Consider the following 23,135-nt stretch of genomic DNA (forward strand, 5'->3'; position numbering starts at 1 on the left):
CATCATCATCATTGGCGGCGGGTATCACCGCAGGATCCGCAGCAGGGGCTTGTTGAACAATCAGATGAGCGTTGGTGCCGCTGACCCCAAACGCGGAAACCGCCGCAGTTTTCACATGATCGGTATCCGGCCATTCAGTGCCGACAGCAAGGACACGTATGACTGATTCGTGGTCTGCTAAGGCTGAATTCGGCTCAGCAAAGTTAAGGGTCGGGGGCAATAGTCCGTTCTTAAAAGCAAGGGCCACCTTGATAACACCAATGACTCCGGCAGCGGCTTCAAGATGTCCAATATTGGGCTTTGATGAGCCTATAATGAGTGGATACTTGTGTTGCGCAACGTCGCTACTCCTATATACTGAGATAAGCGCTTGCGCCTCAGCGAGATCTCCGACTTGCGTACCGGTTCCGTGCGTTTCCACATAATCGACCACTGAAGGCTCAGTACGCGCCGCAACTAACGCGGTATTGAACAGACGTTTATGCCCGTCGACGGTTGGGCTTACGAGTGTGAGCCGGCTACCGTCGTTGATGATCGCGCCACCGCGGACTTCACAGTATAGCGGTCTTCCATGCGCGAACTTACTACCAGCTCGCGTAAGCACAATAAAGCCGCCGCCTTCACCTCGAACGTAACCATCGGCGCGCGCATCGAAGGGGCGACATATTCCGCTGGATGAGAGAACTCCTAATTCGGCCACACTCGCCGCCGCATATGGGTCAAGATTTAGATGGATCCCGCCGGCTATCGCCAGATCACACTCTCTCCTTCGCAAGCTTTCCATTGCCAAGATGACTGCAGCTAGGGATGACGACTGCCCGGTGTCGAGCACCAGACTCGGCCCTGTTAGTCCGAAAGAATGTGAGATCCTCCCTGCGATGACGGAACGAAGCGACCCTAGCGTGCTTCGAGAGTTAATCACTGAGTGGCTACGCGAAAGAAGGGAAGCATAGTCATCACGCATCGCACCGATAAAGAGCCCCACAGATTTGTCGGCGAGGTCTTCTGGAACAATGCATGCATCTTCGAGAGCCGACCAGACGAGTTCAAGACTTATGCGTTGCTGCGGATCCATTTTTTCGGCTTCATCGGCTGAAATGCCAAAAAATGAAGCGTCGAAACTATCCGCGTTTTCAATAAATGCGCCATATTTCAGTGCGCTGAGATGGTGTATACGAGAGTCGACGATCTCATCTGCATGGCGGTTGGGCATGCTCTCGGATACACTGCTCCGACTTTGCGTTAATAGTTGCCAGAACTCGTTGGGACTGTTGGCGCCGGCTACCCTACACGACAGGCCGATGATTAGTATTTGATTGCTGTCATCTGTCATAAATAAGGACCTTCGAAATTAGGATCTGGGCGCCTCGGTGACGCAACCCGGAATAATAAGTGAATAATGTTCCAAACAGTGGCTAGACTCCACTGAATAATGGGCACGGTTTCAATTGCGACGAATGTCAATTTTGAACGCGACGGATCGAAATGTTCTGAATTCAACGAAAATATCTCAGTTTTCGATAGATACTGTAGGCTGGACCAATTATGCATATTGGCGACTAACGTCCCTGAAGATGTCTGAGAATGCATGGCGCAGATCGGCTGCGACCAGTGAGCTAGTACCATGTCATTATGCCTTGTTCGCTTCAGGAAGTGGGTGCCCATATTCGCCTAATGAGCAACGAAAAGGAGTGGTATAGTGGTATGAGGGCATTGACATGCGCGTAGAGAGGGCAAACGCAACCTGCATCGCGTAGATTCGAGAATCTCCTATGACGCGACGCTTCATGGGTCGAGTATCCATCGTATAACCACACTCCGGCCATGCTATTTAATGTCGAGCACATGATCGCAATTGCGTTGTAGCGCCGCCATGATTAAGGTATCGCCCCGCTGAGTGCGTCCGGCCAACATTGCCGAAGCAATGATCCTTGCGACGCATAGTGGACTTCGCCGTCGCACCCCCTCGTAGACATCAGAGAGGCTGATTTGAGACTGTGCGCCCAGCGCGTTGTGGTACGCTCGTAGCAGGGTGTCGTAGTGTTTACGGCGCTTCTCCGTCGAAATAGCGCAGCCCAGGAAGTATGCCAGATCAGCCATCACTGGGCCCCAGCAAACGGCCTGCCAATCAATGACGGTTAACGGCCGCTCTGCAGTAGTGCCAAACAGTAGGTTATCGAGACGGTAATCACCGTGAACCAAACCGAACATACGCGGTCCGTCAGCTTCGTTAGCCACGTGACGACATTCGTGAAACGTAGCCACCACCCGGTCACACAATGCGCGGTGGCCGGGCAACATATTGTGGCCATACCGATCAAGGAAGCCGGGGTAGAGCTCGGAGATGAGTGCCTGGGTAAGAGGCATATTCCGATTGAGCCACGGGAACTCGGATAGCGCGCTGTCGCCGATCAGCAATCCGTGTATACGGCCCAACGTGACGAGCGCCAGTCGAGCCTGGTCTAGCGTGGCGCCCTGAATGTCGTTCCCGGCAACCGCCGGTGCTGCATCGCCCATGAGCAAGTGAAACGTTCCGGTAGAAGCGTCGAGCGCAGCATCATAGCACGGTACTAGCTGTCCATCAAAGCGGGATGCGAGGTCGCGATAAAAGCGGACTTCGCGCTCGTAGAACCCCAGTGCGAGCCCGGTTTGCCTGCTCGTCGGATCTTCTGCTGCGAGCTTCAATACTGCTGACTGGGGCTTCGGGCGGTTGGAGGGGTTGCGCGCGTAATCCAGCCTTAGGCGATAGCAGTCGCTCATCAAGCCGGTACTGATAGGCTCAACTTCAAAGTCCAGGACAGTTCCCGCTCCGATCTGCCTGCTAAGCCACGCGGCTGTGAGGTCGCTTGGCCGCGCGACAACTCGATCAAATTGGCTTGTCACCAGATGACCCAATCGCAACTAACATTATTCCGCCACAACGACGTTAGGGCATCAAACATAGCCACAGCGTTGCTCGCCGGGCTGATTGCCAACTAGCATCTGCGCTGACCTCGATTCCTGCGGTTGACAGCAGCAACAACGCCCGGACTGGCAACAACGACTTCGGGATCGGGCTCACCGGTGACAACCAGCTGGACGTCAACCTCTTAGCCTGGATCCACGGTTCCTCAGTTGTTTTCGCGTTCATCCCTGATGATGGCCACGTTAACGTTAATGTTTTCGAAATTCAACAACCTCCGTTATGGACGGAATCTTTTGCTTACTCTGTAAAATCACTCGCTCAAACGTGCGGCTGATCATAGATACCTGAATTAACAACAATATTGACTTGGTTCACCATTTCCGACGATTACACCGCCACTTGAGTAAAGGTGTCTGCAGCGACCCCGGTTGCACCCCTAGCCCTTACGGCGCAGCGTCTATATGGCTTCGACTGCCACGCCAGCCCGATTCATCTGCATTAGTAACGATACATACGTATCGGCAATAGTCGCACAGGTCAACGGTGTCGTCAACCCTGCGCTGTAGACAGATTTCTTGTGAGGAGCGGACCGTGGTTGCCTGACAGAATATCTCGAAGTAGGGGCGAACCGAAGAGGCCCAGTACTGCCTGACGAGCCGGTTAGCAGGTGTCCGTGATTATGTTGGTTGCCGTCGCTGAGCCTCAATCGTCATGGTGGCGAGGCGAGAGTCGCGGATCCGTGCCCGGCCGAACGGCGCGAGGAAGGCGGCGGAGTCATCTCGGTGGCCCGGTGTCGTCACTGGATAGCGTCCCGCGGATTGGTGGACTTCGGATCTGGCGTGGTTCACGCATGGTGCTCAACGAGTCATGTTGAACGCTAGAGGATTTGGTGTTCTTTGGTAAGTGCTGCAGCGGCGTGTTTGTTTAGCAATGACGGCGCGTAGTTCGTCCATGGAGACATCGGAGAGGTAGCGGCGGGTGACTTGCCATTCATCGTGGCCTTCGATGACCACCGCGGTGGACAGGCGCAAGAACGCTGCGGGGTTCGGGAAGATCTCCACGACATCGGCACGGCGCTTGATCTCCTTGTTGAGTCGTTCGATATGCGGTTGTTCGACCAGATCTGCCGATGCGCTTTCGGGAACGCGGTGCACGCCAACACATCGGTCTTGGCCTGGCTCATCATGTCGGCCGCCTTCGGGAAGCTGCCCGCCAGGGTGTCGGTGACCCGGTCCATTGGGCGGCGACTTCCTCAGGATCGGTGTGGGCGAAGATCGTCTTGACCGGGGCGGTCACCGCCGGGGCGTGTTTGGCCGATACTGCGGTGCGCAGCTTACGCAGGAAATGCACCGGCCGGCGTTGCCACGACGACCCGGTGAAAGGTTGTGCACAGCGGCTTTCAACCCCGCATGGGCATCGGAGATGACCAGATGCACCCCCGAGAGTCCACGGGCGCGCAGTGAAGCCAAAAACTCGCGCCAGAACTCGTAGGTCTCGCTGTCTCCGACGGCGGTGCCCAGCACCTCGCGGGTGCCATCGATGGACACCCCGGTGGCCACTACTAGGGGCATGGGAGACCACATGCGCCCCGACACGTACTTTGCAGAAGGTAGCGTCGCAGAACACGTACGAAACTGCGTGTGGGCCAGGCTGCGGGTGCGTAAGGCGTCGATCTCCTTATCCAGGCCGGCTCAAATGCGCGAGATCTCTGATTTGGAGACCCCACTGTCGACGCCCATCGCGGCCACCAGATCATCAACACTGCGGGTCGTCACCCCGTGCACGTCGGCCTCCATGATCACCCCGTGCAACGCGCGGTCGATGCGGCGGCGGCGCTCCAGCAGCGAGGGGAAGGACGATCCGGCCCGCAGCTTGGGGATCTGCACCTCGATGCCGCCGGCGGTGATGGACACCGTTTTGGGTCGGTGCCCATCACGGTGCGTGCCGCGATCGGCTGATCGCTGGTAGCGGCCAGCAACGATTGTTTCGGTGGCCTCCGCCTCGATCAATGCCTGCAGCCCGGCCCGGATCAGCTCGGCGAACACCGCACCGGCATCAGCAGACTTCAGCGCATCAAGCTGAGCAAGCAAGTCACAATGGTCCTGGGTCATCGTGTCGCGCGGTCCTCTCGTGAGTCTCTTTGGTCGGTAACTCACTGACCACTACGCGATGGCCCACCCCAACACCGTCAACGACACACCAGGACCTCTACAGCCCAGGCGCCGCCTCAGCCCCCCGAAAGCCCACCACCCCAGGGGGCTTACCCCGTCCCTGACCCGGCGCCAAACCCTTGGTGCCCCCGGCAGGATTCGAACCTGCGACACCGGCTTTAGGAGAGCCGTGCTCTATCCCCTGAGCTACGAGGGCGAAGCGCCGAGGGCCGCGAGGGCGCTGCTGGCCGTCGGTGTTGGGGCGGTGTCAGTGTATCGGGGGCGCGGCAGCACCCACGCATGCCAGCGACGTTCGGTCCTTGACCGGCGCGAGTCTCGCCGTGGTCGACCGGTCAGGCGGGGGCGTTGGTGTCAGACCGCGACGACGCGGATCAGTGTCTGGAGCCCAGAAAAGTCCTCGGTGTTTCGACTGTAGAGATCGAGGCGATTGGCGTGCGCGGTCGCGGCGATCAACAGATTCGCGAACCTACTTCGCGGGTTTCGCCCTTCCCGCACCACGGCGGCCACGATGAGCCCGTAACTGCGCACGGCGGCCCCGTCGAACGGGATCGGCTCCAGCCTCGATTCCACCTCCTGCAATCGGGCCTGGCGCTTGGCCGCCTCGATCGGCGTCGTGGCCAGCAGCGGACCGGCGGCCAGCTCGGCAGCCGTGATTGCTGAAATCGCCATTTCGTCGGGCAGTGCGGCGACGACCGCCGGGTCATGCCAGTCGATGACGACCGACGTATCCAAGAGGCCGGACGTCACCTCAGAGGCCTTGGTCGATCAACCGGTCGAGGTCGGCGCGGAACTGACGATGATCGATACGCACCGCTGCGCCGGCCAGTGCCGCGACTTCACCGCGAGTGATGAAGGTGCGGCGAATAGTCCGAATCGGGCGAAGCTCGGCCACCGGTTCGCCATTGCGAGTCACGACGAACGTCTCACCTGCCGCTACCGCATCGATGACCTTCGCATTGTCATTACGGAGATCGCGCTGCGCGATTGTCCTGGCCATGGGCCGATCGTAGCTGCACGTAGCAAAGAATGCTACGGCTCGCTACGCGTGGAGCGGGCGCCGGCGCAGCCGTCACCGGAAAGCGACTCAGCGCAGTTCCGCGATCACCTTCGCGAAGTTGTCCATGTGGTTGTCCTGGACGGTGAACGACGTCACCCCGTAGCTGTCGCGGTAACCGGACAATGTGTCGGCGATTTCCCGGGGCGACCCGCTGAGCACCGAGTGCAGCGCCAGTATCTCCTCGTCGGACAACTCCGGCGCGTACCGGCGGGTCATCGCCAAGTTCGGGATGCGCTCACCTTCGGCCGGCACCGCCGTGATCGCCAGGTTCAGCTCGAGCGCGTCGAACCGCTCGCCGGCGGCCCTGCGGACGAACTCGACCCGTTCGGCAAGCGGGTCCTCGGCGTCGTGGACCCGCGCGCCGGTCAGTCCGATGATGTCGGCGTGCCGGGCGGCCAGCGTCATCACCCGGTCGCCGTTTCCGGCGATCAGGATCGGCACTCCAGGGTGATGTTCTTCCAGATAGGTCGCCGTGTGTGCGAGGTGGTCCACCCGGGCCCTGGCGCTGGGGTACGGCAATTCGGCGGCGTCGAACTCCTCGCGGACGTAACCGGTGCCCAGGCCTACCTCGAGGCGGTGGTCACTGAGCAGGTCCAGCGCCTCGACCTCGCGACTGAGCAGGGCCGGCTTGTAGAACGCGGCGTTGAGCACGTACATGCTCAGCCGGATTCTCGTGGTGACCATGGCCGCCGCGGTCAGCGTCGGAAACGGTGCCGCGGCACCGAGATGATCGGGCACACAAAGGATGTCGAACCCCAGATCTTCGGCCCGCCGCACCTTCTCCTGCAGCGCCATCCGCGATTTGATGAAGCGAACGCTGAGTCCGAAGCGAAAGTCCTTGGCCACCAACAACCTCCGTTCACTTGCTGCGACGCCACTTACCAGGATCGCGCCCGGGGCCAGCGCGCGGGGTCCCAGCGGTGCAGAAAGTCGATCCAGCGTGGTGGTAGTCCATGGTGGATCGCGCCGTCGATGATGCGGGGTAGATAGCCGGGCCGCGGCGGGCCCGGGGTTACCCGGTGGTCGATGTACACCCAGGCCGTCGTTGGTCCGGTGCCGGTGTGCACGCTGCACCGATAGCGCCGGTAGCGGACCGGCACTCCCTCGGCGCTGTCCAGGGCGGCCAGGTCGTGGTCGGAGACCTGCCAGAGCACCCCGTGCACCTGACTTCCGGTGAACGGCTCGACGGTGGCTACCCCCCGCTGGTTGATCAACCAGTCGTGGTCCGACAGCACCGCGGGCCGCGGATCACTCGCGTCGGGGCAGCGCGTCGCCATCTGCCGGACGCACAGGTTGGAGCCGTAGGCGAAGTAGCGCTGCCGACCGGTGGCCATTCAGCAGGCCACCGTCGGATCGGTCAGCATGAGATCGCGACGCGGATGCCGTGTAGCAAAATTGACCTCCGGCGAGCCCCAGGGGATGACGACACCACCCATCCTGCCGTACCGGGCAACCGACGCGTCTGATTACCCCGCCACCGTCAGGCAGATCAACACCGCATTCAGCAGGCTGATCATGACCGCCACCACCCAGCCGACGAAGGTGGTGGCGCGGTGGTTGGTATCGCTGCCCATCACCCGCGGGTCGCTGGTCAGCCGGACCAGCGGGAGCACTGCGAACGGTATGCCGAACGACAGCACCACCTGCGAGAGCACCAACGTGCGAGTGGGGTCGAAGCCGATCGCCAGGATCGCCACCGCTGGGCACAACGTGACCAACCGGCGCACCACCATCGGAACAGACCAGTGCAGCAATCCCTGCATGATCGTCGCCCCGGCATAGGCGCCCACCGACGCCGACGCCAGACCCGACGCCAGCAATCCGATCGCAAAGAGCGCCGCGATCGTCGCACCCAATGTGTCGTGCACGGCCGCGTAGGCGCCTTCGATCGACGCGGTATCTCCGCGACCGCGCATGTTGAGCGCGGCGACCAGCAGCATGGCGGCGTTCACCCCGCCGGCCATCACCATGGCCAGGCCGACGTCCCACCGGGTGACCCGCAGCAGCCGCCGCCGGAACGGCCCCGGTTCGGGATGCCCGTGCCGGTCGCGGGCCAGCCCCGAATGCAGATACACCGCGTGCGGCATGACGGTGGCACCCAGGATGGCAGCGGCCAGAAGCACGCTCTCGGTGCCACGGAACCGCGGGATCAGGCCGGCCAGGACGGCATCCGATGGTGGCGTCGCAACGAAGAAGCTGGCGGTGAAGCCGACGGCGATAATCAGCAGCAAACCGGTGATGACCCGTTCGAACAACCGCTGGCCGCGGCGGTCCTGCACCGTCAACAGCAACATCGAGATGACCCCGGTGATGATCCCGCCGGCGGGCAGCGGCACGTCGAACAGGATGCGCAACGCGACAGCCCCGCCGATGACCTCGGCCACATCGGTTGCCATTGCCACGATCTCGGCCTGCGCCCAATAGGCCAGCCGGGCCGGACGCCCCATCCGCTTGCCGATCGCTTCGGGCAGGGAGTCGCCCGTCACCAGCCCCAGCTTCGCCGACAGGTACTGGACCAGGCCGGCCATCACGTTGGCGGCGACGATCACCCACAGGAGTAGGTAGCCGAACTGGGTGCCGGAGCTGACGTTGGCGGCGACGTTTCCGGGGTCGACGTAGGCGATCGCGGCAACGAAGGCGGGTCCGAGCAGATACCAGCTGGTCTTGAGCGATGTCTGGGTGTCCTGCGCCAACTCACCGACCTTTGATCCAGGCATCGAATAAAAAAGTGAGGTTAGCCGAAACCTGTCCGGCGGGGCCACCGCGCGGTCCGACTAATCGCCAGCGGCGTAGAGACCCTTACCGGTGATCAAGGGCAGGTCGAGCGTCGTGCGGATACCCGGTTCGGCGGCCACCACCGCCGGGATCGCGTTGACCAGGCGCATCGCCGTGGCGACCAGTCCCGCATGGTTGTGATCGCCGTGGCGGCTGCTCAGACAGATGTCCATGGCATACGAGGGCTCGCCGGTGATCTCGATGCGATACGAGCCGCCCGGTTGTGCGGGCTGCGGCCAATCCGGGCACAGGTCTGCGCGCAACCGGGTGACATGTTCGAGCACCACGGCCGGCGCGCCGTCGACCAGGCCCAGCACCTCGAACCGCAGCGCCGCGGCACTGCCTTCGGGAATGTGGCCCGAGGCGATGTCGAAGGCCTCCGGAGCCGGTTCGCGGACGTACATCTCCTCGACGACGTCGACGGTAAGGCCAAGCCCGGCGGCAAGTTGGCGCACCACCGAACCCCACGCCAAACTCAGCACACCGGGCTGCAGCAGCATCGGAATCTCGTCGATCGGCTTGCCGAATCCCATCACGTCGAACATGACGACGGCACTGTCATAGGTGGCGTAGTCGACGATCTCCATGCAACGGATTTGCTCGATGCTCTGACAGGTGCCGGCCAGTGCCAGCGGCAGCAGGTCGTTAGCGAAGCCCGGGTCGATACCGCTGACGTAGAGGCTCGAATTACCTTCGCGCGCAGCATCTTCGAGTGGCTTGACGAGCTCGTCGGGGATTACCTGCCACGGATACTGCAGGAAAACCGGTCCGCTGCCGACGACGTTCACCCCGGCCGCCAGGACCCGTCGATAGTCGTCCAGCGCCTCGGAGAGCCGGTTGTCGGCCATCGCGTTGTAGACGGCGCACTGCGGTCCGGTGGCCAGTACCGCGTCCAGATCGGTGCTGGCCTTGACTCCGGTGGCGTGCGGGATTCCGGCAAGCTCGGCCGCGTCCTTTCCCGCCTTGGCGTCCGACGACACCCACACCCCGGTGAGTTGATAGGCCGGGTTGGTGATGAGCGCCCGCAGCGAATGGGTGCCGACGTTGCCGGTGCCGAGCTGGACGACGGGTATGGGCATGCTGGCTCCTCACAGATCCGGGACGGGAAGATCGAGGTTCGGGTGGGTGAGGCCGCCGTCGACCTCCAACGTCTTGCCGGTCAGGAAGCTGCTCGCGGGCGAGGCCAAATACAGTGCGGCAGCGGCGATGTCGACGGGATCGCCGAGCCGGCGCAGCGGTGTGGCCCGTTCCATCGGGGCGCGCAGCTCGTCGTTGGCGGCCACCACGTCCAGCGCGGAGGTGAGGATCGACCCCGGCGCGATCGCATTGACCCGGATGCGCGGACACAGGTCCAACGCTGCCAGCCGGGTGTAGTGGGCCAGGGCCGCCTTTGCGGTGCCGTAGGCGGCGAAACCACGTCCGGCCAGCCGGCCCATGGTCGACGTGATGTTGATGATGCTGCCGCCCCCGGAGTGCTCCAGCATCAACGGCGCGGCGGCGATGGTCAACGCATGGGCGGTGGCGACATTGAAGGTGAAAGCGTCCTTGAGGTCCTTGGTCGAGGTGGTCAGCAACGTGTTCGGCATGGTGCCGCCGACGTTGTTGACGACGATGTCCAGCTTGCCGAACGCCTCGACCGTCTGACCGGCCAGCTCCGCGGTGGCCTCGGGATGGGCCAGGTCGGCGGCGACGACGTGGGCGCGCCGCCCGACGGCGCGCACCGCGTTGGCGACCTCGTCCAGTTGGGATCGCGTTCGGGAGGCGATGACCACGTCGGCGCCGGCCTCGGCGAAAGCCAACGCGATAGCCGCGCCCAGGCCGCGACCACCTCCGGTGATAACGGCGACTTTGCCGTCGAGACGGAACCTGTCGAGGATCACTGCGGCCTCGTTTCAGTTGTCGGCCGAGACGGCGGCGACCCTCGCCCGTCTCGGCTGGAGGTGTTTCTGGAACGGGTTCTACTTTCTCACAGCGACGCAAAGATGTAACGGGTCCACGCGTCGGGTTCGACGAACGCCATGTGTCTGCGTGGCGGCCGACTGATGAACTGGTTCAAGACGGCCGATTGTTACGGTAGCCTCGTGGCTGCGAAGAAAGCGGCTGGTTTGCGGGCCGTGGCCAAGTGCGGTCCGGCGAAGGTCTACCGTTAGGAATTGAATTGAAACTCAACGGGTTTGGCGCCACACTGAGCATCCTGGCTTCGGGCGCTCTGCTCTTGTCGGGCTGCGGCAGCGACAACAACGCGAGTGGGGGCGGCTCCACGTCAGGCCAATCGTCGGGCAACGTGAACTGCGGCGGGAAGAAGACACTCAAGGCGAGCGGGTCCACGGCCCAGGCCAACGCGATGACGCGCTTCGTCAAGGCATTCGAGCAGGCCTGCCCCGGTCAGACGCTCAACTACACCGGCAACGGCTCGGGCGCCGGGATCAGCGAATTCAATGGTAACCAAACCGATTTCGGTGGTTCGGATTCACCGCTGAGCAAGGACGAGGCCGCGGCGGCGCAACAGCGCTGCGGCGGCTCGCCGGCATGGAATCTGCCGGTGGTGTTCGGTCCGATCGCGGTCACCTACAACATCGGCGGCGTCAGTTCGTTGAACCTGGACGGTCCCACCCTGGCAAAGATCTTCAACGGCACCATCACCAGCTGGAACGATCCGGCGATCCAGGCCCTCAACTCGGGCACCAACCTGCCCGCGACCCCCATTCACGTGGTGTTCCGTAGCGACGAGTCCGGCACCACGGACAACTTCCAGCGCTACCTTGACGCCGCCTCCAACGGCGCCTGGGGCAAGGGCGCCGGAAAGGCATTCGCGGGCGGTGTCGGCGAGGGCGCCAAGGGCAACGACGGCACGTCGGCCGCGGTGAAGGGCACCGAAGGGTCCATCACCTACAACGAGTGGTCGTTCGCTCAGGCGCAGCACCTGAACATGGCCAAGATCGTCACCACGGCCGGTCCGGAAGCGGTGGCCATCAGCGCCGAGTCGGTCGGAAAGACGATCGCGGGAGCCACGATCAAGGGACAGGGCAACGACCTGGTGCTGGACACGGTGTCGTTCTACCGGCCGACGCAGCCCGGTTCCTACCCGATCGTGCTGGCGACCTACGAAATTGTCTGTTCCAAGTACCCCGACTCCCAAGTCGGTACCGCGGTGAAAGCGTTCCTGCAGTCGACCATCGGCGCCGGTCAGAATGGGCTGGCCGACAACGGCTATATCCCCATTCCGGACGGGTTCAAGTCGAGGTTGTCGACCGCGGTGAACGCCATCGCCTGATCTGAGGTCGACGTGGTCCGAGGCCCGCTGGCCATGCCTGCGCTGGTAGAGGTGGACGCGCGCGCGTCGCGGCGGGCGGACCGGCTGTTCAAGTCGGCGGCCTCGGCCGCCGGTTTGACGATCGTGGTCGCAATCGCGCTGATTGCGGTGTTCCTGTTGCTTCGTGCCGTCCCGTCGTTGCGCGCCAACCACGTGAATTTCTTCACCAGCGCCGAATTCAACACGGCCGACGACGAGAAGTTGGCGTTCGGCATCCGCGACCTGTTCATGGTCACCGTTCTTAGTTCGATGACCGCGCTGGTGCTGGCAGTACCGGTTGCGGTCGGGATCGCGGTGTTCCTCACCCAATATGCGCCCAGAAGGTTGTCGCGTCCGTTCGGCGCGATCGTGGATCTGCTGGCCGCGGTGCCGTCGATCGTTTTCGGGTTGTGGGGAATCTTCGTGCTGGCGCCCAAGCTGGAGCCGGTCGCAGATTTTCTCAACCGCAACCTTGGCTGGCTGTTCTTGTTCACGAAGGGAAACGTGTCGCTGGCCGGTGGGGGCACCATCTTCACCGCCGGGATCGTGTTGGCGGTGATGATCCTGCCGATCGTCACCTCGGTATCCCGAGAAGTGTTCCGGCAGACGCCGCTTATCCAGATCGAAGCGGCCCAGGCTTTGGGCGCGACGAAATGGGAGGTGGTGCGGATGACCGTGCTGCCGTTCGGGCGCAGCGGTGTCATCGCCGCGTCGATGCTGGGGTTGGGGCGTGCGCTGGGCGAAACCGTGGCGGTGCTGATCATCTTGCGGTCGGCGGCCCGCCCCGGAAACTGGTCGCTGTTCGACGGCGGTTACACGTTTGCGTCCAAGATCGCCTCCGCGGCGTCGGAGTTCAGTGAGCCGCTGCCGACCGGCGCCTACATCTCGGCCGGGTTTGCGCTGTTCGTCCTGACCTTCGTGGTCAACGCCGCCGCGCGTGCCGTGGCCGGCGGGAAGGTCAACGGATGAGCGTCGACGCCCTCGACCGACCGGTCAAAGCGGTGGTGTTCCGTCCGCTGAGCCTGGCGCGGCGGATCAAGAACAGCCTGGCGACCGTGGTGTTCTTCAGCTCGTTCGCCATCGCGTTGGTGCCACTGGTCTGGTTGTTGTGGGTGGTGATCGAGCGCGGCTGGTATGCCATCATCCGGGTGGACTGGTGGACTCATTCGCTGCGCGGCGTGCTGCCGGAGGAGTTCGCCGGGGGTGTGTACCACGCGCTCTACGGGACATTGGTGCAGGCCGGGGTGGCGGCCTTGCTGGCCGTGCCGCTGGGCCTGATGACCGCGATCTACCTGGTCGAATACGGCACCGGCCGGATGGCGCGGGTGACCACGTTCATGGTCGACGTCCTTGCCGGGGTGCCCTCGATCGTGGCGGCGCTGTTCATCTTCAGTCTGTGGATCGCCACCCTGGGATTTCAGCAGAGCGCCTTCGCGGTGTCGTTGGCACTGGTCCTGTTGATGCTGCCGGTGGTGGTGCGCTCTACCGAGGAGATGCTGCGGTTGGTGCCCGACGAGCTGCGCGAAGCCAGTTATGCGTTGGGCGTTCCGAAATGGAAGACGATCGTGCGCATCGTCGTTCCGATCGCGATGCCGGGCATTGTGTCCGGTGTGCTGCTGGCGCTGGCGCGCATCATCGGCGAGACCGCCCCGGTACTGGTGCTGGTGGGCTACAGCCGTTCGATCAACCTTGACATCTTCAACGGCAACATGGCCTCGCTGCCGTTGCTGATCTACACCGAACTCACCAACCCCGAACACGCCGGCTTCCTGCGGGTGTGGGGTGCCGCGCTGACGCTGATCATCCTGGTGGCCGTGATCAACGTGGTCGCGGCGGGGATTCGCTTCGTGTCCACCCGAGCGTCGACGATCGGCGTGATCCGGGCCGGGCTTCGCCTCATGGTCGCTCGGTAGCGGCCGCCGGCGCGCCGGGCCTGCCTAGGAACCCTGGGCGAGTTTCAGCACCCTGCCATTGCCGCGGTCGGCGACGTAGACGTTGCCCTTCTCGTCGACCGCAACCGACAGGGGGGTGTTGAGTCCGGTGAATGGCAGCTCGGTGGACGCGGTTGCCCCGGCCGGCAACTTCGCCACCGCGTTGTTGTCGTGTTCAGTGACGTAGACGTTGCCGGCACCGTCCACGGTGATACCCCACGGCGCGGTCAGGCCGGTGAACGGCAGGACGGATTGATTGCTGGTGCCGGCTTCGAGCTTTACCACCCGATTGTTGTCGGTGTCGGTGACGTAGACGTTCCCCTCGCTGTCGACGGCCACCCCGTCGGGGTTCTTCAGGCCGTTGAACGGCAGCACCGTCTGGCTGGTCGAGCCGGCCGCCAACTTGACCACCCTGTTGTTGCCCCGGTCGGCGACGTACACGCCGCCCTGGGCATCCACCGCGATCCCCTCGGGATAGTTGAGTCCGCTGAAGGGCAGCTCGACCTGGCGATTCGACCCGGCCGCCAACGACACCACCCGGTTGTTGAAATCACTGACGTAGATGGTGCCGGAGCCGTCAACGGCCAGGCCCTGCGGCTCGTACAGCCCGTTGAACGGTTTCACGGTCGGCGTGCTGGAGCCCGCCGGCAACGTCACCACCCGGCCGTACATGGTCTGGTTGGTGACGTAAACGGTGCCCTGGTCGTCGACCGCGACCCCGCCCGGAGAGAAGCGGAAGTTGAGCCCGTTGAAGGGCAGCACCACCTGACCTTGCGGAGGTGTCGAGCCTTTGGGTCTGGTGGCCACGAACGCGCTGATGCCGGCCACCACCAGGATGACGGTCGCGACGACGGCCGCGACGGTCCACGTCTTGCGCTTGTTGCGTGGGCTCGTGGGTTGAGATGGCGACGGCTGGTTGAACGACGGCAAGCCCGCGGAACCGGCACCCCGCCCGGCGGCCCCCTGGCCGACGGGGGACAGCCCGGGCTGGCTGGGCCAACCGGTGCCGGTGACGACGGGGGCAGCCTGGGTCCGTTGGTCGGAACTGTGTGGTTTTGACCGCCATCCCTGGAGGCTGGGTACCGGCCTGACCGCGGTCTCGTCTTCGGCCGGGTGCGGCGGTCGAGGAGCGATCGGCGGCGGAGGCTGGGGCTGGGGACCGGCGCCCGTGTAGTTGGTCCAGGCGCCGCCGAAACCCGCGTTGGCGATCAGTGTCGCGTTGTCGCCCCGCTCCAAGATGGTGGCTTCCTGACGCTGCTCGGGCATGGTGAGCGCATCGTGTGCGGCGATCGCCAGGTCCCCCGCGCTCATGTAGCGCTCCTGGGGATTCTTCGCCATGCCCTTGGCGATCACCTCGTCGAGGGCTGGCGGAACTCGGCCGGGTCGTAGCAGGCTTGGCCGTGGCGGCGGCTCCATGAGATGTGCGGCGATCAATCGTTCGACGCTGTCGGTCCGGTAGGGGGGCGCCCCGGTCAGGCATTCCCCCAAAACGCAAGCCAGCGCGTAGATGTCGGCGCGGTAGGTGATGTCGTCGGCGGTGAATCTTTCCGGGGCCATGTAGTTGTAGGTTCCCACGGCCATCCCGCTCTGGGTCAGCCCCGGGTCGTGGGCGGCGCGTGCGATGCCGAAATCAACCAGATAGGCGAAGTCGTTGGCGGCGACGAGGATGTTCTCGGGCTTGACGTCGCGGTGAGTGACCCCGCTGGTGTGCGCCGCGTCGAGTGCGGCGGCGACCTGCCGCACGATCGCCACCGCCCGTGCCGGGGCCAGCGGACCGTACTGGGTGAGCAAGGTCCGCAGGGATACTCCGTCGATGAGCCGCATCTCCACATAGAACTGGCCGTCGATCTCGCCGTAGTCGTGGATCGGCACGATGTGCGGTTCCGTCAGCCGTCCCGCGGTGTCGGCCTCACGCTGCATCCGCGCGCGAAACACCGGGTTCTCGGAGTACTGCGTCGAAATCAGCTTCAACGCCACGATCCGGTGCTTGCGGGTGTCCTCGGCCTCGTACACCTCGCCCATGCCGCCGCGACCGATCAACCGCACCAACTGGTAAGGCCCGAAGCGCGACCCAACCCGCGAACCCGGCTCGGTCTCGCTCACCGTCGACGCTCCCTTCGTCCGGTCCGCCGATCCACCGGACACCGTTGGTTAACACACGGTAAATCCTCAAAGACCGGGGACACAACAAAATCGGGCTTACTCTCAGTGATTTCTGACCAGCGGCTCAGGATAAAATTTGGTTTGCATTATCAGGTCGGCAACCGGTTGCCGGCCGAGGTCGTTGCGACACTTGGCGATTCGTGCGGTGATCGGCATAATTCCGCCTGGCTGGACCGGCGCCGCAATCGTCCCGCCACGAGTGGCGGCCGATCATGCGATGGCGTTGACCACCGGAATCAATTTCGATTGGAACGAACTCGGCAGCGGAATATAGCCGTACTCGTCCAAACCGATTTGGCCGTCGCCAATTGTGGCCTGCATAAACGCTTTTACGGCGGCACCGGTGGGCGCGTCGGGATATTTGGAGCAGACGATCTCGTAGGTCACCAGCACGATCGGGTAGGCGCCGGTCTTGGTGGGTCGATAGAACGAGGACGTGTCCACCACCAAGTCGTTGCCCTGACCCTTGAACGTGGCCCCGGCGATGGTCTTGCCGACGGTCTCGGCGGTGATCGTCACCGGATCCGGGCCGGCCGAGGTGATGATCTGGGCCATGTTCAGTTGATGACCCACCGCGTAGGACCACTCGTTGTAGGTGATCGAGCCGTCGGTTCGCTTCAGCGCCTGAGACGTGCCGTCATTGCCGGCGGCGCCTTCGCCGACACCTCCGTTGAATGTTTGGCCGGTGCCTTTGCCCCACGCGCCGTTGGAAGCGGCGTCGAGGTATTTCTGGAAATTGTCCGTGGTGCCGGACTGGTCGCTGCGGAAGACGACGTGAATGGGGGTCGATGGCAGGCTGGTACCCGAGTTGAGGGCGGTGATCGCCGGGTCGTCCCATCTGCTGATGGCACCGTTGAAGATCCTCGCCAATGTGGGGCCGTCCAATTTGAGCGTGCTGACACCGTTGATGTTGTAGGTGACCGCGATCGGGCCGAAGACCACCGGCAGGTCCCAGGCTTCCGACCCGCAGCGTGCCGCGGCCTTGTCGGGCTCGCCTTTCGCCGGGTCCATCGGGGAATCGGAGCCCGCCAGATCGGTCTGGTTGCCCAGGAAGAGCTTCATGCCGGCGCCCGAGCCATTCGCGTTGTAGTCCAGCGTGTGGCCGGGGCAGGCATGGATGTAGGCATACACGAACTGTTCGATCGCGTTCTTTTGTGCTGTCGAACCCGCCGCCAGGAGCTTCTTCTTGCCGCCGCAGTTCACCGGGACGCTGGGGGCGCTGGACCCGGTCGACGACGACGTGTTACCGGAATGACCGCCGCAGGCCGCCAAGACCACGATGCTGACCAGTAGCAGGCTCAGCGCGGCTCGAGTTCGTCCAGATCGGGGCAACTTCACGGAATACTCCTCTCGGCAGCACGACGAGCATAGGCCAACAGCGCCCACCCTGGTCAGGACTTGGACGCTTGTTTCGCGGGGGCCTTGTTCCGTGCCGGTGTCTTCTTCGCCGGTGTCTTCTTGGCGGCCTTCGTCGCCGGTGGTTTCTTGTCGCCCGAGCGCGCCTTGACGCTGGCTTCCAGTTTGGCGAGCAGATCGGAGACGTCTTCGGTCTCGTCCAGTACGGTCGGTTGCTCTTCGGTGGTAAATGCGTCCCCACCTTCGAGTTTGGCGTCGATTAGTTCCCGCAGCTGCTCCTGGTAGGTATCGCGATAGCGGTCCGGGTTGAAGTCTTCGGCCATCGACTCGACCACTTGTCCGGCCATCTTGAGCTCCGCCGGTTTGATCTCGACCTTCTTGTCCAGTACCGGGAAGTCGGGGTCGCGAATCTCGTCCGGCCACAACAACGTATGCACGACCATGACGTCGCGCTTGCCGAAATCCTTGACCCGCAACGCCGCCAGCCGGGTCTTGTTGCGCAGGGTGAAATGCACGATCGCCATCCGGTCTGTCTCTCCAAGCGTCTTAGCCAGCAGCACATAGGATTTGGATGATTTTGTGTCGGGCTCTAGGAAGTAGCTACGGTCATACAGCATCGGATCCACTTCACTGGCCGGGACGAATTCGAGGACCTCGATCTCGCGGCTGCGTTCCTCGGGCAAGGTGGCGATGTCGTCGTCGGTGATGATCACCATCTGGCCGTCGTCGGATTCGTAGGCCCGAGCCAGGTCGCCGTATTCGACCACTTCGCCGCACACCTCGCACACCCGCTTGTAGCGGATGCGTCCGTTGTCCTTGGCGTGGACCTGGTGAAACTTGATGTCGTGGTCTTCGGTGGCGCTGTACACCTTGACCGGCACGTTCACCAGGCCGAAGGCGATCGAACCCTTCCAGATGGAGCGCATGGAGTCAGTATGCCCACAACGCGGGGCGGTTAACAGCGACGCCACGGCGGCTTAGCGCACTGCGCGATCGAACCCCACGCACACTTTCGCCCCGCCGTACTGAAAAGCTAAGCCGGCGAATCTAGTTCGTCGACGTTGGCCCGGCGCAAGCCGGGTGCGCCGGCCGTCGCCGGACCAGCGTTGCCCATTGGACCGGGACGTTCGTCGACGTGCTCGGCGGCATCGGGCCATCGACGATGTCGACCAGGGCTCTGCCGATTGCCAGCGCGCGCTCCATGTCAACGGGTTACGTTGAAGGTATGGGTTCGGCGACGGAGCCGCGGGTGACGTTGACCAACGCGGACAAGCTGCTCTATCCGGCGACCGGGACTACCAAGCGCGATGTCTTCGACTACTACACCCGCATCGCCGAGGTGATGGTGCCGCATATCGCCGGGCGTCCGGCGACCCGCAAACGCTGGCCCAACGGAGTCGACCAGCCGTCGTTCTTCGAAAAGCAGCTGGCATCTTCGGCGCCGGACTGGCTGCCGCGGGCAAGCGTCGAACACCGGTCCGGAACTACCACCTATCCGATCATCGACAGCGTGACGGGGCTGGCCTGGATAGCTCAGCAGGCGGCGCTCGAGGTGCACGTGCCGCAGTGGCGGTTCGTCGCCGAATGGACGCGACGCGGCGCGCAAGAGCTGAAACCCGGTCCCGCGACCCGATTGGTGTTCGACCTGGACCCGGGCGAGGGCGTGACGATGGCCCAGCTGGCCGAGGTCGCACATGCGGTCCGGGACCTGATCACCGATATCGGGCTGACCACCTTCCCGCTGACCAGCGGCAGCAAGGGCCTGCATCTGTATGCGCCGCTGGATCAGCCGGTGAGCAGCAGAGGCGCCACGGTGCTGGCCAAACGGGTTGCGCAACAGCTGGAGAAGGCGATGCCCACGCTGGTCACCGCGACCATGACCAAGAGCCTGCGGGCAGGCAAGGTGTTTTTGGACTGGAGCCAGAACAACGGGTCCAAGACCACCATCGCGCCGTACTCACTGCGCGGCCGCGACCAGCCGACGGTCGCGGCGCCCCGCAGCTGGGAGGAGCTCGACGACCCCGGGCTGCGGCAGCTGCGCTATGACGAGGTGCTGGCCCGGGTCTCCCGCGACGGTGATCTGCTCGCGCCGTTGGATGCCGACCTGCCCGGCGTGGACCGGCTGACCAAGTACCGCAGCATGCGCGACGCGTCGAAGACCCCGGAGCCGGTACCTCGGTCTAAACCTATTGTCGGCCAAGGTAATATCTTTGTCATCCAGGAGCACCACGCCCGCCGGCTGCACTACGACTTCCGGCTGGAACGCGACGGCGTGCTGGTGTCGTGGGCGGTGCCGAAGAACCTGCCGGAAACCACCTCGGTGAACCATCTTGCGGTGCGCACCGAAGATCATCCGCTGGAATATGCGGCATTTGAGGGCACCATCCCGAAGGGGGAGTACGGCGCCGGCAAGGTGTTCATCTGGGATTCCGGCACTTACGACACCGAGAAGTTTCGCGAAGACGAAGTGATCGTCAACCTGCACGGCAACCGGATCTCCGGGCGGTATGCGCTGATTCACACCGACGGCAACCAGTGGCTGGCGCACCGCATGAAAGACCAGCAGGTCTTCGACTTCGACAGTCTCGCTCCGATGCTCACCACCCACGGTTCGGTCGCGCGTCTGAAGGCGGGTCAGTGGGCCTTCGAGGGCAAGTGGGACGGTTACCGGTTACTGGTGGAAGCCGACCACGGTTCCGTTCGGCTGCGCTCCCGCAGCGGCCGCGACGTCACCGGGGAATACCCGCAATTACGTTCGCTGGCAGCCGGTCTCGCTGATCATCAGGTGGTGCTCGACGGGGAGGTGGTCGCACTCGACCCCGCCGGCGTGCCCAGCTTCAACGAAATGCAGAACCGGGTCCGGGCCACCCGGATCGAGTTCTGGGCGTTCGACCTGCTTTACCTCGACGGCCGCGCACTGCTGCGGGCCAAGTACCAGGACCGGCGCAAGCTGCTGGAAACGCTCGCCGCCGCAAGTGAACTCATTGTTCCGGAGCTGCTGCCCGGCGATGGAGCCGAAGCCATGGAATACTCCCGCAAGCGCGGCTGGGAGGGGGTGATCGCCAAGCGGCGTGATTCCGGTTATCAGCCGGGCCGGCGCTCGGCGGCATGGATCAAAGACAAGCACTGGAACACCCAAGAGGTCGTCATCGGGGGCTGGCGGACCGGGGAGGGCGGCCGCAGCAGCGGTATCGGCTCGCTGCTGATGGGCATTCCCGGTGCAGCCGGGCTGCATTTCGCCGGGCGAGTCGGAACGGGTTTCACCCAACGCGACCTGGACAACTTGAAAAGGACGCTGGCGCCGTTGCACACCGACGAAAACCCTTTCGGCGCTTCGCTTCCAGCGCGTGAGGCCAAGGGTGTCACATTCGTCAAGCCGACCCTGGTCGGCGAAGTGCGCTACAGCGAATGGACCCCCGACGATCGGCTGCGCCAAACGAGTTGGCGCGGGCTGCGCCCGGACAAGGATCCGAGTGAGGTGGTGCGGGAATGAAGTGGGTGACCTACCGCAGCGAGGACGGCGAACGGGCCGGCGTGCTGTCCGGTGACAAGATCTATGCCCTGCCACCGGGAGTGGCGCTGCTCGACCTGCTCGGCGGTGGCGCCGACCGGCTGCGCGCCGCCGGCGAGGCCGCAATGCGGGCACCGGCTGCGGTCGTCGGTCTCGCCGACGTGTCGCTGGCGGCGCCCATCCCACGCCCGCCGTCGATCCGGGACTCGCTGTGCTTCCTGGACCATGTGCGCAACTGTCAGGAGGCCATGGGCGGCGGCCGAGTGCTCGTCGACACCTGGTATCGTATCCCGGCGTTTTACTTCGCCTGTCCGGCAACGGTTTTGGGTCCCTACGACGATGCGCCGACGGCGCCCGGAAGTGCCTGGCAGGACTTCGAATTGGAAATCGCGGCGGTGATCGGAACCGGCGGCAAGGACCTGACCGTCGAGCAGGCCGGACAGTCGATCGTCGGCTACACGATTTTCAACGACTGGTCGGCACGCGACCTGCAGATGCTGGAAGGCCAGCTGCGCATCGGACAGGCCAAGGGCAAAGACAGCGGAGTCACCCTGGGTCCATATTTGGTCACCCCGGACGAGCTGGAGCCCTACCGCCGCGACGGCAGGCTGAGCCTGCAAGTCACCGCGTTGGTCAACGACACCGTGATCGGCGCCGGCTCGACCGCGGCGATGGACTGGACATTCGCTGAGGTGATCTCTTATGCCTCGCGCGGGGTGACGCTGCGACCCGGTGACGTGTTCGGCTCCGGCACGGTGCCCACCTGCACGCTGGTGGAGCACCTGGGCAAGCTCGACTCGTTCCCGGGCTGGCTGCACGACGGCGACGTGGTGACCCTGCGGGTCGACGGACTCGGTGAGACGCGCCAGACGGTACGGGTCAGCTCGGCGCCGCATCCATTGACGCCCCGGCGCAACCCCGAAGCGCCGCCGCCGCGCACCCGTGTCAACCCGGCGCCGGCGCGAGTGCCCTACACACGCGGGCTGCACGAGGTCGCCGACCAGGGGTGGGCGTGGACGCTGCCGGACGGCGGGTACGGTTGGAGCAACGCCGGGCTGGTCGCCGGCGCGGGCGCATCGTTGTTGGTGGACACGCTGTTCGACTTGGCCCTGACCCGCGAGATGCTGGACGCGATGAAGCCGATCACCGATCGTGCACCCATCACCGACGCGCTGATCACCCACTCCAACGGCGACCACACCCACGGCAACCAACTGTTGGATCGCTCGGTCCGGATCATCGCCGCCACCGGCACGGCCGAGGAGATCGCGCATGGCATGCACCCGGACATGTTGGCCCGGCTGCAAACCGCCGACCTGGGCCCGATCGCCACCGGCTATGCGCGAGACCGCTTCGGGCACTTCGACTTCAGCGGCATCACGGTACGCAACGCCGACCAGACCTTCGACCGTCGGTGGACCATCGATGTCGGCGGCAGACGGGTGGAACTGCTGAACCTCGGACCCGCCCACACCGCCGCCGATTCGGTGGTGCACGTGCCCGACGCCGGTGTGCTCTTCGCCGGGGACTTGCTGTTCATCGGCTGCACGCCGATCGTCTGGGCCGGCCCGATCGCTAACTGGATAACGGCTTGCGATGCCATGATCGCGCTGGACCCCTCCGTCGTGGTGCCGGGCCATGGCCCGGTTACCGACTGCGACGGGATCCGTGCCGTCCGTGACTATCTGGTGTATATCGCCGAGCAAGCCGAAGCCGCCTACCGCAACGGGTTGTCGTTCGTCGAGGCGGTCGACACCATTGACCTCGGCGAGTACGCGACCTGGCTGGACTCCGAACGGGTCGTCGTCAATATCTATCAGCGTTACCGCGAGCTCGACCCGGCCGCCCCGCGGCAGGAGTTGCCGGGGCTGCTGGTGATGCAAGCCGAGTGGTTAGCCCGAAGTTGCGACCGTCTGGATAGGTGATTTGGGCTTTGACGTGGGGTTTTGATGGTTTTGGGTGTTTTGGGTCTGA

17 protein-coding genes, 1 tRNA gene and 2 pseudogenes are annotated in these 23,135 nt (G+C 63.9%); 5 read left to right on the forward strand and 15 right to left on the reverse strand.

All coding sequences use genetic code 11. The annotated features are described in order from the left end of the window. From BST40_RS29610 to BST40_RS22140, 12 genes and pseudogenes are all read right to left on the reverse strand, one after another. Window positions 1-1,333: beta-ketoacyl [acyl carrier protein] synthase domain-containing protein (locus tag BST40_RS29610; RefSeq protein ID WP_142276784.1), on the reverse strand; the 1,333-nt coding region annotated here is incomplete at its 3' end. Window positions 1,334-1,827: 494 nt separating this feature from the next. Next, a complete protein-coding gene (locus BST40_RS22095) occupies window positions 1,828-2,760 on the reverse strand; it encodes a phosphotransferase (protein WP_075545064.1) in 933 nt (310 codons plus the stop codon). A 1,002-nt stretch (window positions 2,761-3,762) separates the two neighbouring features. Next, window positions 3,763-4,059 carry a transposase gene (locus BST40_RS33355; RefSeq protein WP_371687259.1) on the reverse strand — a complete coding sequence of 99 codons (297 nt, stop codon included), beginning with the start codon at window positions 4,057-4,059 and terminating at the stop codon, window positions 3,763-3,765. Beyond that, a pseudogene (locus BST40_RS32940) lies at window positions 4,041-5,016 on the reverse strand (IS256 family transposase); the annotation flags it as partial. The gene BST40_RS33355 and the pseudogene BST40_RS32940, both read right to left, overlap by 19 nt. A 180-nt stretch (window positions 5,017-5,196) precedes the next feature. Then, window positions 5,197-5,272: transfer RNA gene (locus BST40_RS22105), tRNA-Arg, on the reverse strand. Between the two features lie 155 nt (window positions 5,273-5,427). Further along, window positions 5,428-5,823, reverse strand: coding sequence for a type II toxin-antitoxin system VapC family toxin (locus BST40_RS22110; RefSeq protein ID WP_075549618.1), 396 nt, complete (start codon window positions 5,821-5,823; stop codon window positions 5,428-5,430). A 1-nt stretch (window position 5,824) separates the two neighbouring features. Then, a complete protein-coding gene (locus tag BST40_RS22115) occupies window positions 5,825-6,073 on the reverse strand; it encodes a type II toxin-antitoxin system Phd/YefM family antitoxin (RefSeq protein WP_075549617.1) in 249 nt (82 codons plus the stop codon). Between the two features lie 87 nt (window positions 6,074-6,160). Beyond that, window positions 6,161-6,985 (reverse strand): LLM class F420-dependent oxidoreductase, encoded by an 825-nt coding sequence (locus BST40_RS22120; RefSeq protein ID WP_083155616.1) that lies wholly within the window; start codon window positions 6,983-6,985, stop codon window positions 6,161-6,163. Between the two features lie 44 nt (window positions 6,986-7,029). Beyond that, window positions 7,030-7,467, reverse strand: a pseudogene (locus BST40_RS22125) (gamma-glutamylcyclotransferase family protein); the annotation flags it as partial. A 132-nt stretch (window positions 7,468-7,599) separates the two neighbouring features. After that, window positions 7,600-8,850 (reverse strand): Nramp family divalent metal transporter, encoded by a 1,251-nt coding sequence (locus BST40_RS22130; protein WP_089025263.1) that lies wholly within the window; start codon window positions 8,848-8,850, stop codon window positions 7,600-7,602. A 57-nt stretch (window positions 8,851-8,907) separates the two neighbouring features. After that, window positions 8,908-9,987 (reverse strand): NAD(P)H-dependent amine dehydrogenase family protein, encoded by a 1,080-nt coding sequence (locus tag BST40_RS22135; RefSeq protein ID WP_075549614.1) that lies wholly within the window; start codon window positions 9,985-9,987, stop codon window positions 8,908-8,910. A gap of 9 nt (window positions 9,988-9,996) precedes the next feature. Continuing rightward, window positions 9,997-10,788, reverse strand: a complete 792-nt coding sequence (locus BST40_RS22140; protein ID WP_075549613.1) for an SDR family oxidoreductase — start codon at window positions 10,786-10,788, stop codon at window positions 9,997-9,999. A gap of 278 nt (window positions 10,789-11,066) precedes the next feature. Between BST40_RS22140 and pstS (BST40_RS22145) the strand changes: the two genes are divergently transcribed. Genes pstS (BST40_RS22145) through pstA form a run of 3 tightly spaced genes read left to right on the forward strand, consistent with a single transcriptional unit; the run spans window position 11,067 to window position 14,113 of the window. Beyond that, on the forward strand, window positions 11,067-12,182 hold the full coding sequence (pstS, locus tag BST40_RS22145; RefSeq protein WP_075549612.1) for a phosphate ABC transporter substrate-binding protein PstS: 1,116 nt from the start codon (window positions 11,067-11,069) through the stop codon (window positions 12,180-12,182). Window positions 12,183-12,194: 12 nt separating this feature from the next. Next, window positions 12,195-13,169: a phosphate ABC transporter permease subunit PstC gene (gene pstC / locus BST40_RS22150; protein ID WP_089025264.1), complete on the forward strand. Its 975-nt coding sequence runs from the start codon at window positions 12,195-12,197 to the stop codon at window positions 13,167-13,169. Then, window positions 13,166-14,113 carry a phosphate ABC transporter permease PstA gene (gene pstA, locus BST40_RS22155; RefSeq protein WP_075549610.1) on the forward strand — a complete coding sequence of 316 codons (948 nt, stop codon included), beginning with the start codon at window positions 13,166-13,168 and terminating at the stop codon, window positions 14,111-14,113. Before pstC ends, pstA begins: the two co-directional genes overlap by 4 nt. A 24-nt stretch (window positions 14,114-14,137) precedes the next feature. Here pstA and BST40_RS22160 read toward each other — a convergent pair whose 3' ends face one another. From BST40_RS22160 to ku, 3 genes are all read right to left on the reverse strand, one after another. Then, window positions 14,138-16,234 carry a serine/threonine-protein kinase PknD gene (locus BST40_RS22160; RefSeq protein ID WP_075549609.1) on the reverse strand — a complete coding sequence of 699 codons (2,097 nt, stop codon included), beginning with the start codon at window positions 16,232-16,234 and terminating at the stop codon, window positions 14,138-14,140. Between the two features lie 270 nt (window positions 16,235-16,504). Further along, window positions 16,505-17,632: a phosphate ABC transporter substrate-binding protein PstS gene (gene pstS, locus BST40_RS22165; RefSeq protein WP_075549608.1), complete on the reverse strand. Its 1,128-nt coding sequence runs from the start codon at window positions 17,630-17,632 to the stop codon at window positions 16,505-16,507. A gap of 53 nt (window positions 17,633-17,685) precedes the next feature. Further along, a complete protein-coding gene (gene ku, locus BST40_RS22170) occupies window positions 17,686-18,576 on the reverse strand; it encodes a non-homologous end joining protein Ku (RefSeq protein WP_075549607.1) in 891 nt (296 codons plus the stop codon). Window positions 18,577-18,875: 299 nt separating this feature from the next. Here ku and BST40_RS22175 point away from each other — a divergent pair, with 299 nt between their 5' ends. Both BST40_RS22175 and BST40_RS22180 read left to right on the forward strand, forming a co-directional pair. Continuing rightward, window positions 18,876-21,143 carry an ATP-dependent DNA ligase gene (locus BST40_RS22175; RefSeq protein WP_075549606.1) on the forward strand — a complete coding sequence of 756 codons (2,268 nt, stop codon included), beginning with the start codon at window positions 18,876-18,878 and terminating at the stop codon, window positions 21,141-21,143. After that, window positions 21,140-23,086, forward strand: coding sequence for a fumarylacetoacetate hydrolase family protein (locus BST40_RS22180; protein WP_083155620.1), 1,947 nt, complete (start codon window positions 21,140-21,142; stop codon window positions 23,084-23,086). The genes BST40_RS22175 and BST40_RS22180 overlap by 4 nt, the downstream gene beginning before the upstream one ends. Window positions 23,087-23,135: the final 49 nt, after the last annotated feature.

The sequence above is a fragment of the Mycobacterium persicum genome (assembly GCF_002086675.1).
GTDB lineage: Bacteria > Actinomycetota > Actinomycetes > Mycobacteriales > Mycobacteriaceae > Mycobacterium > Mycobacterium persicum.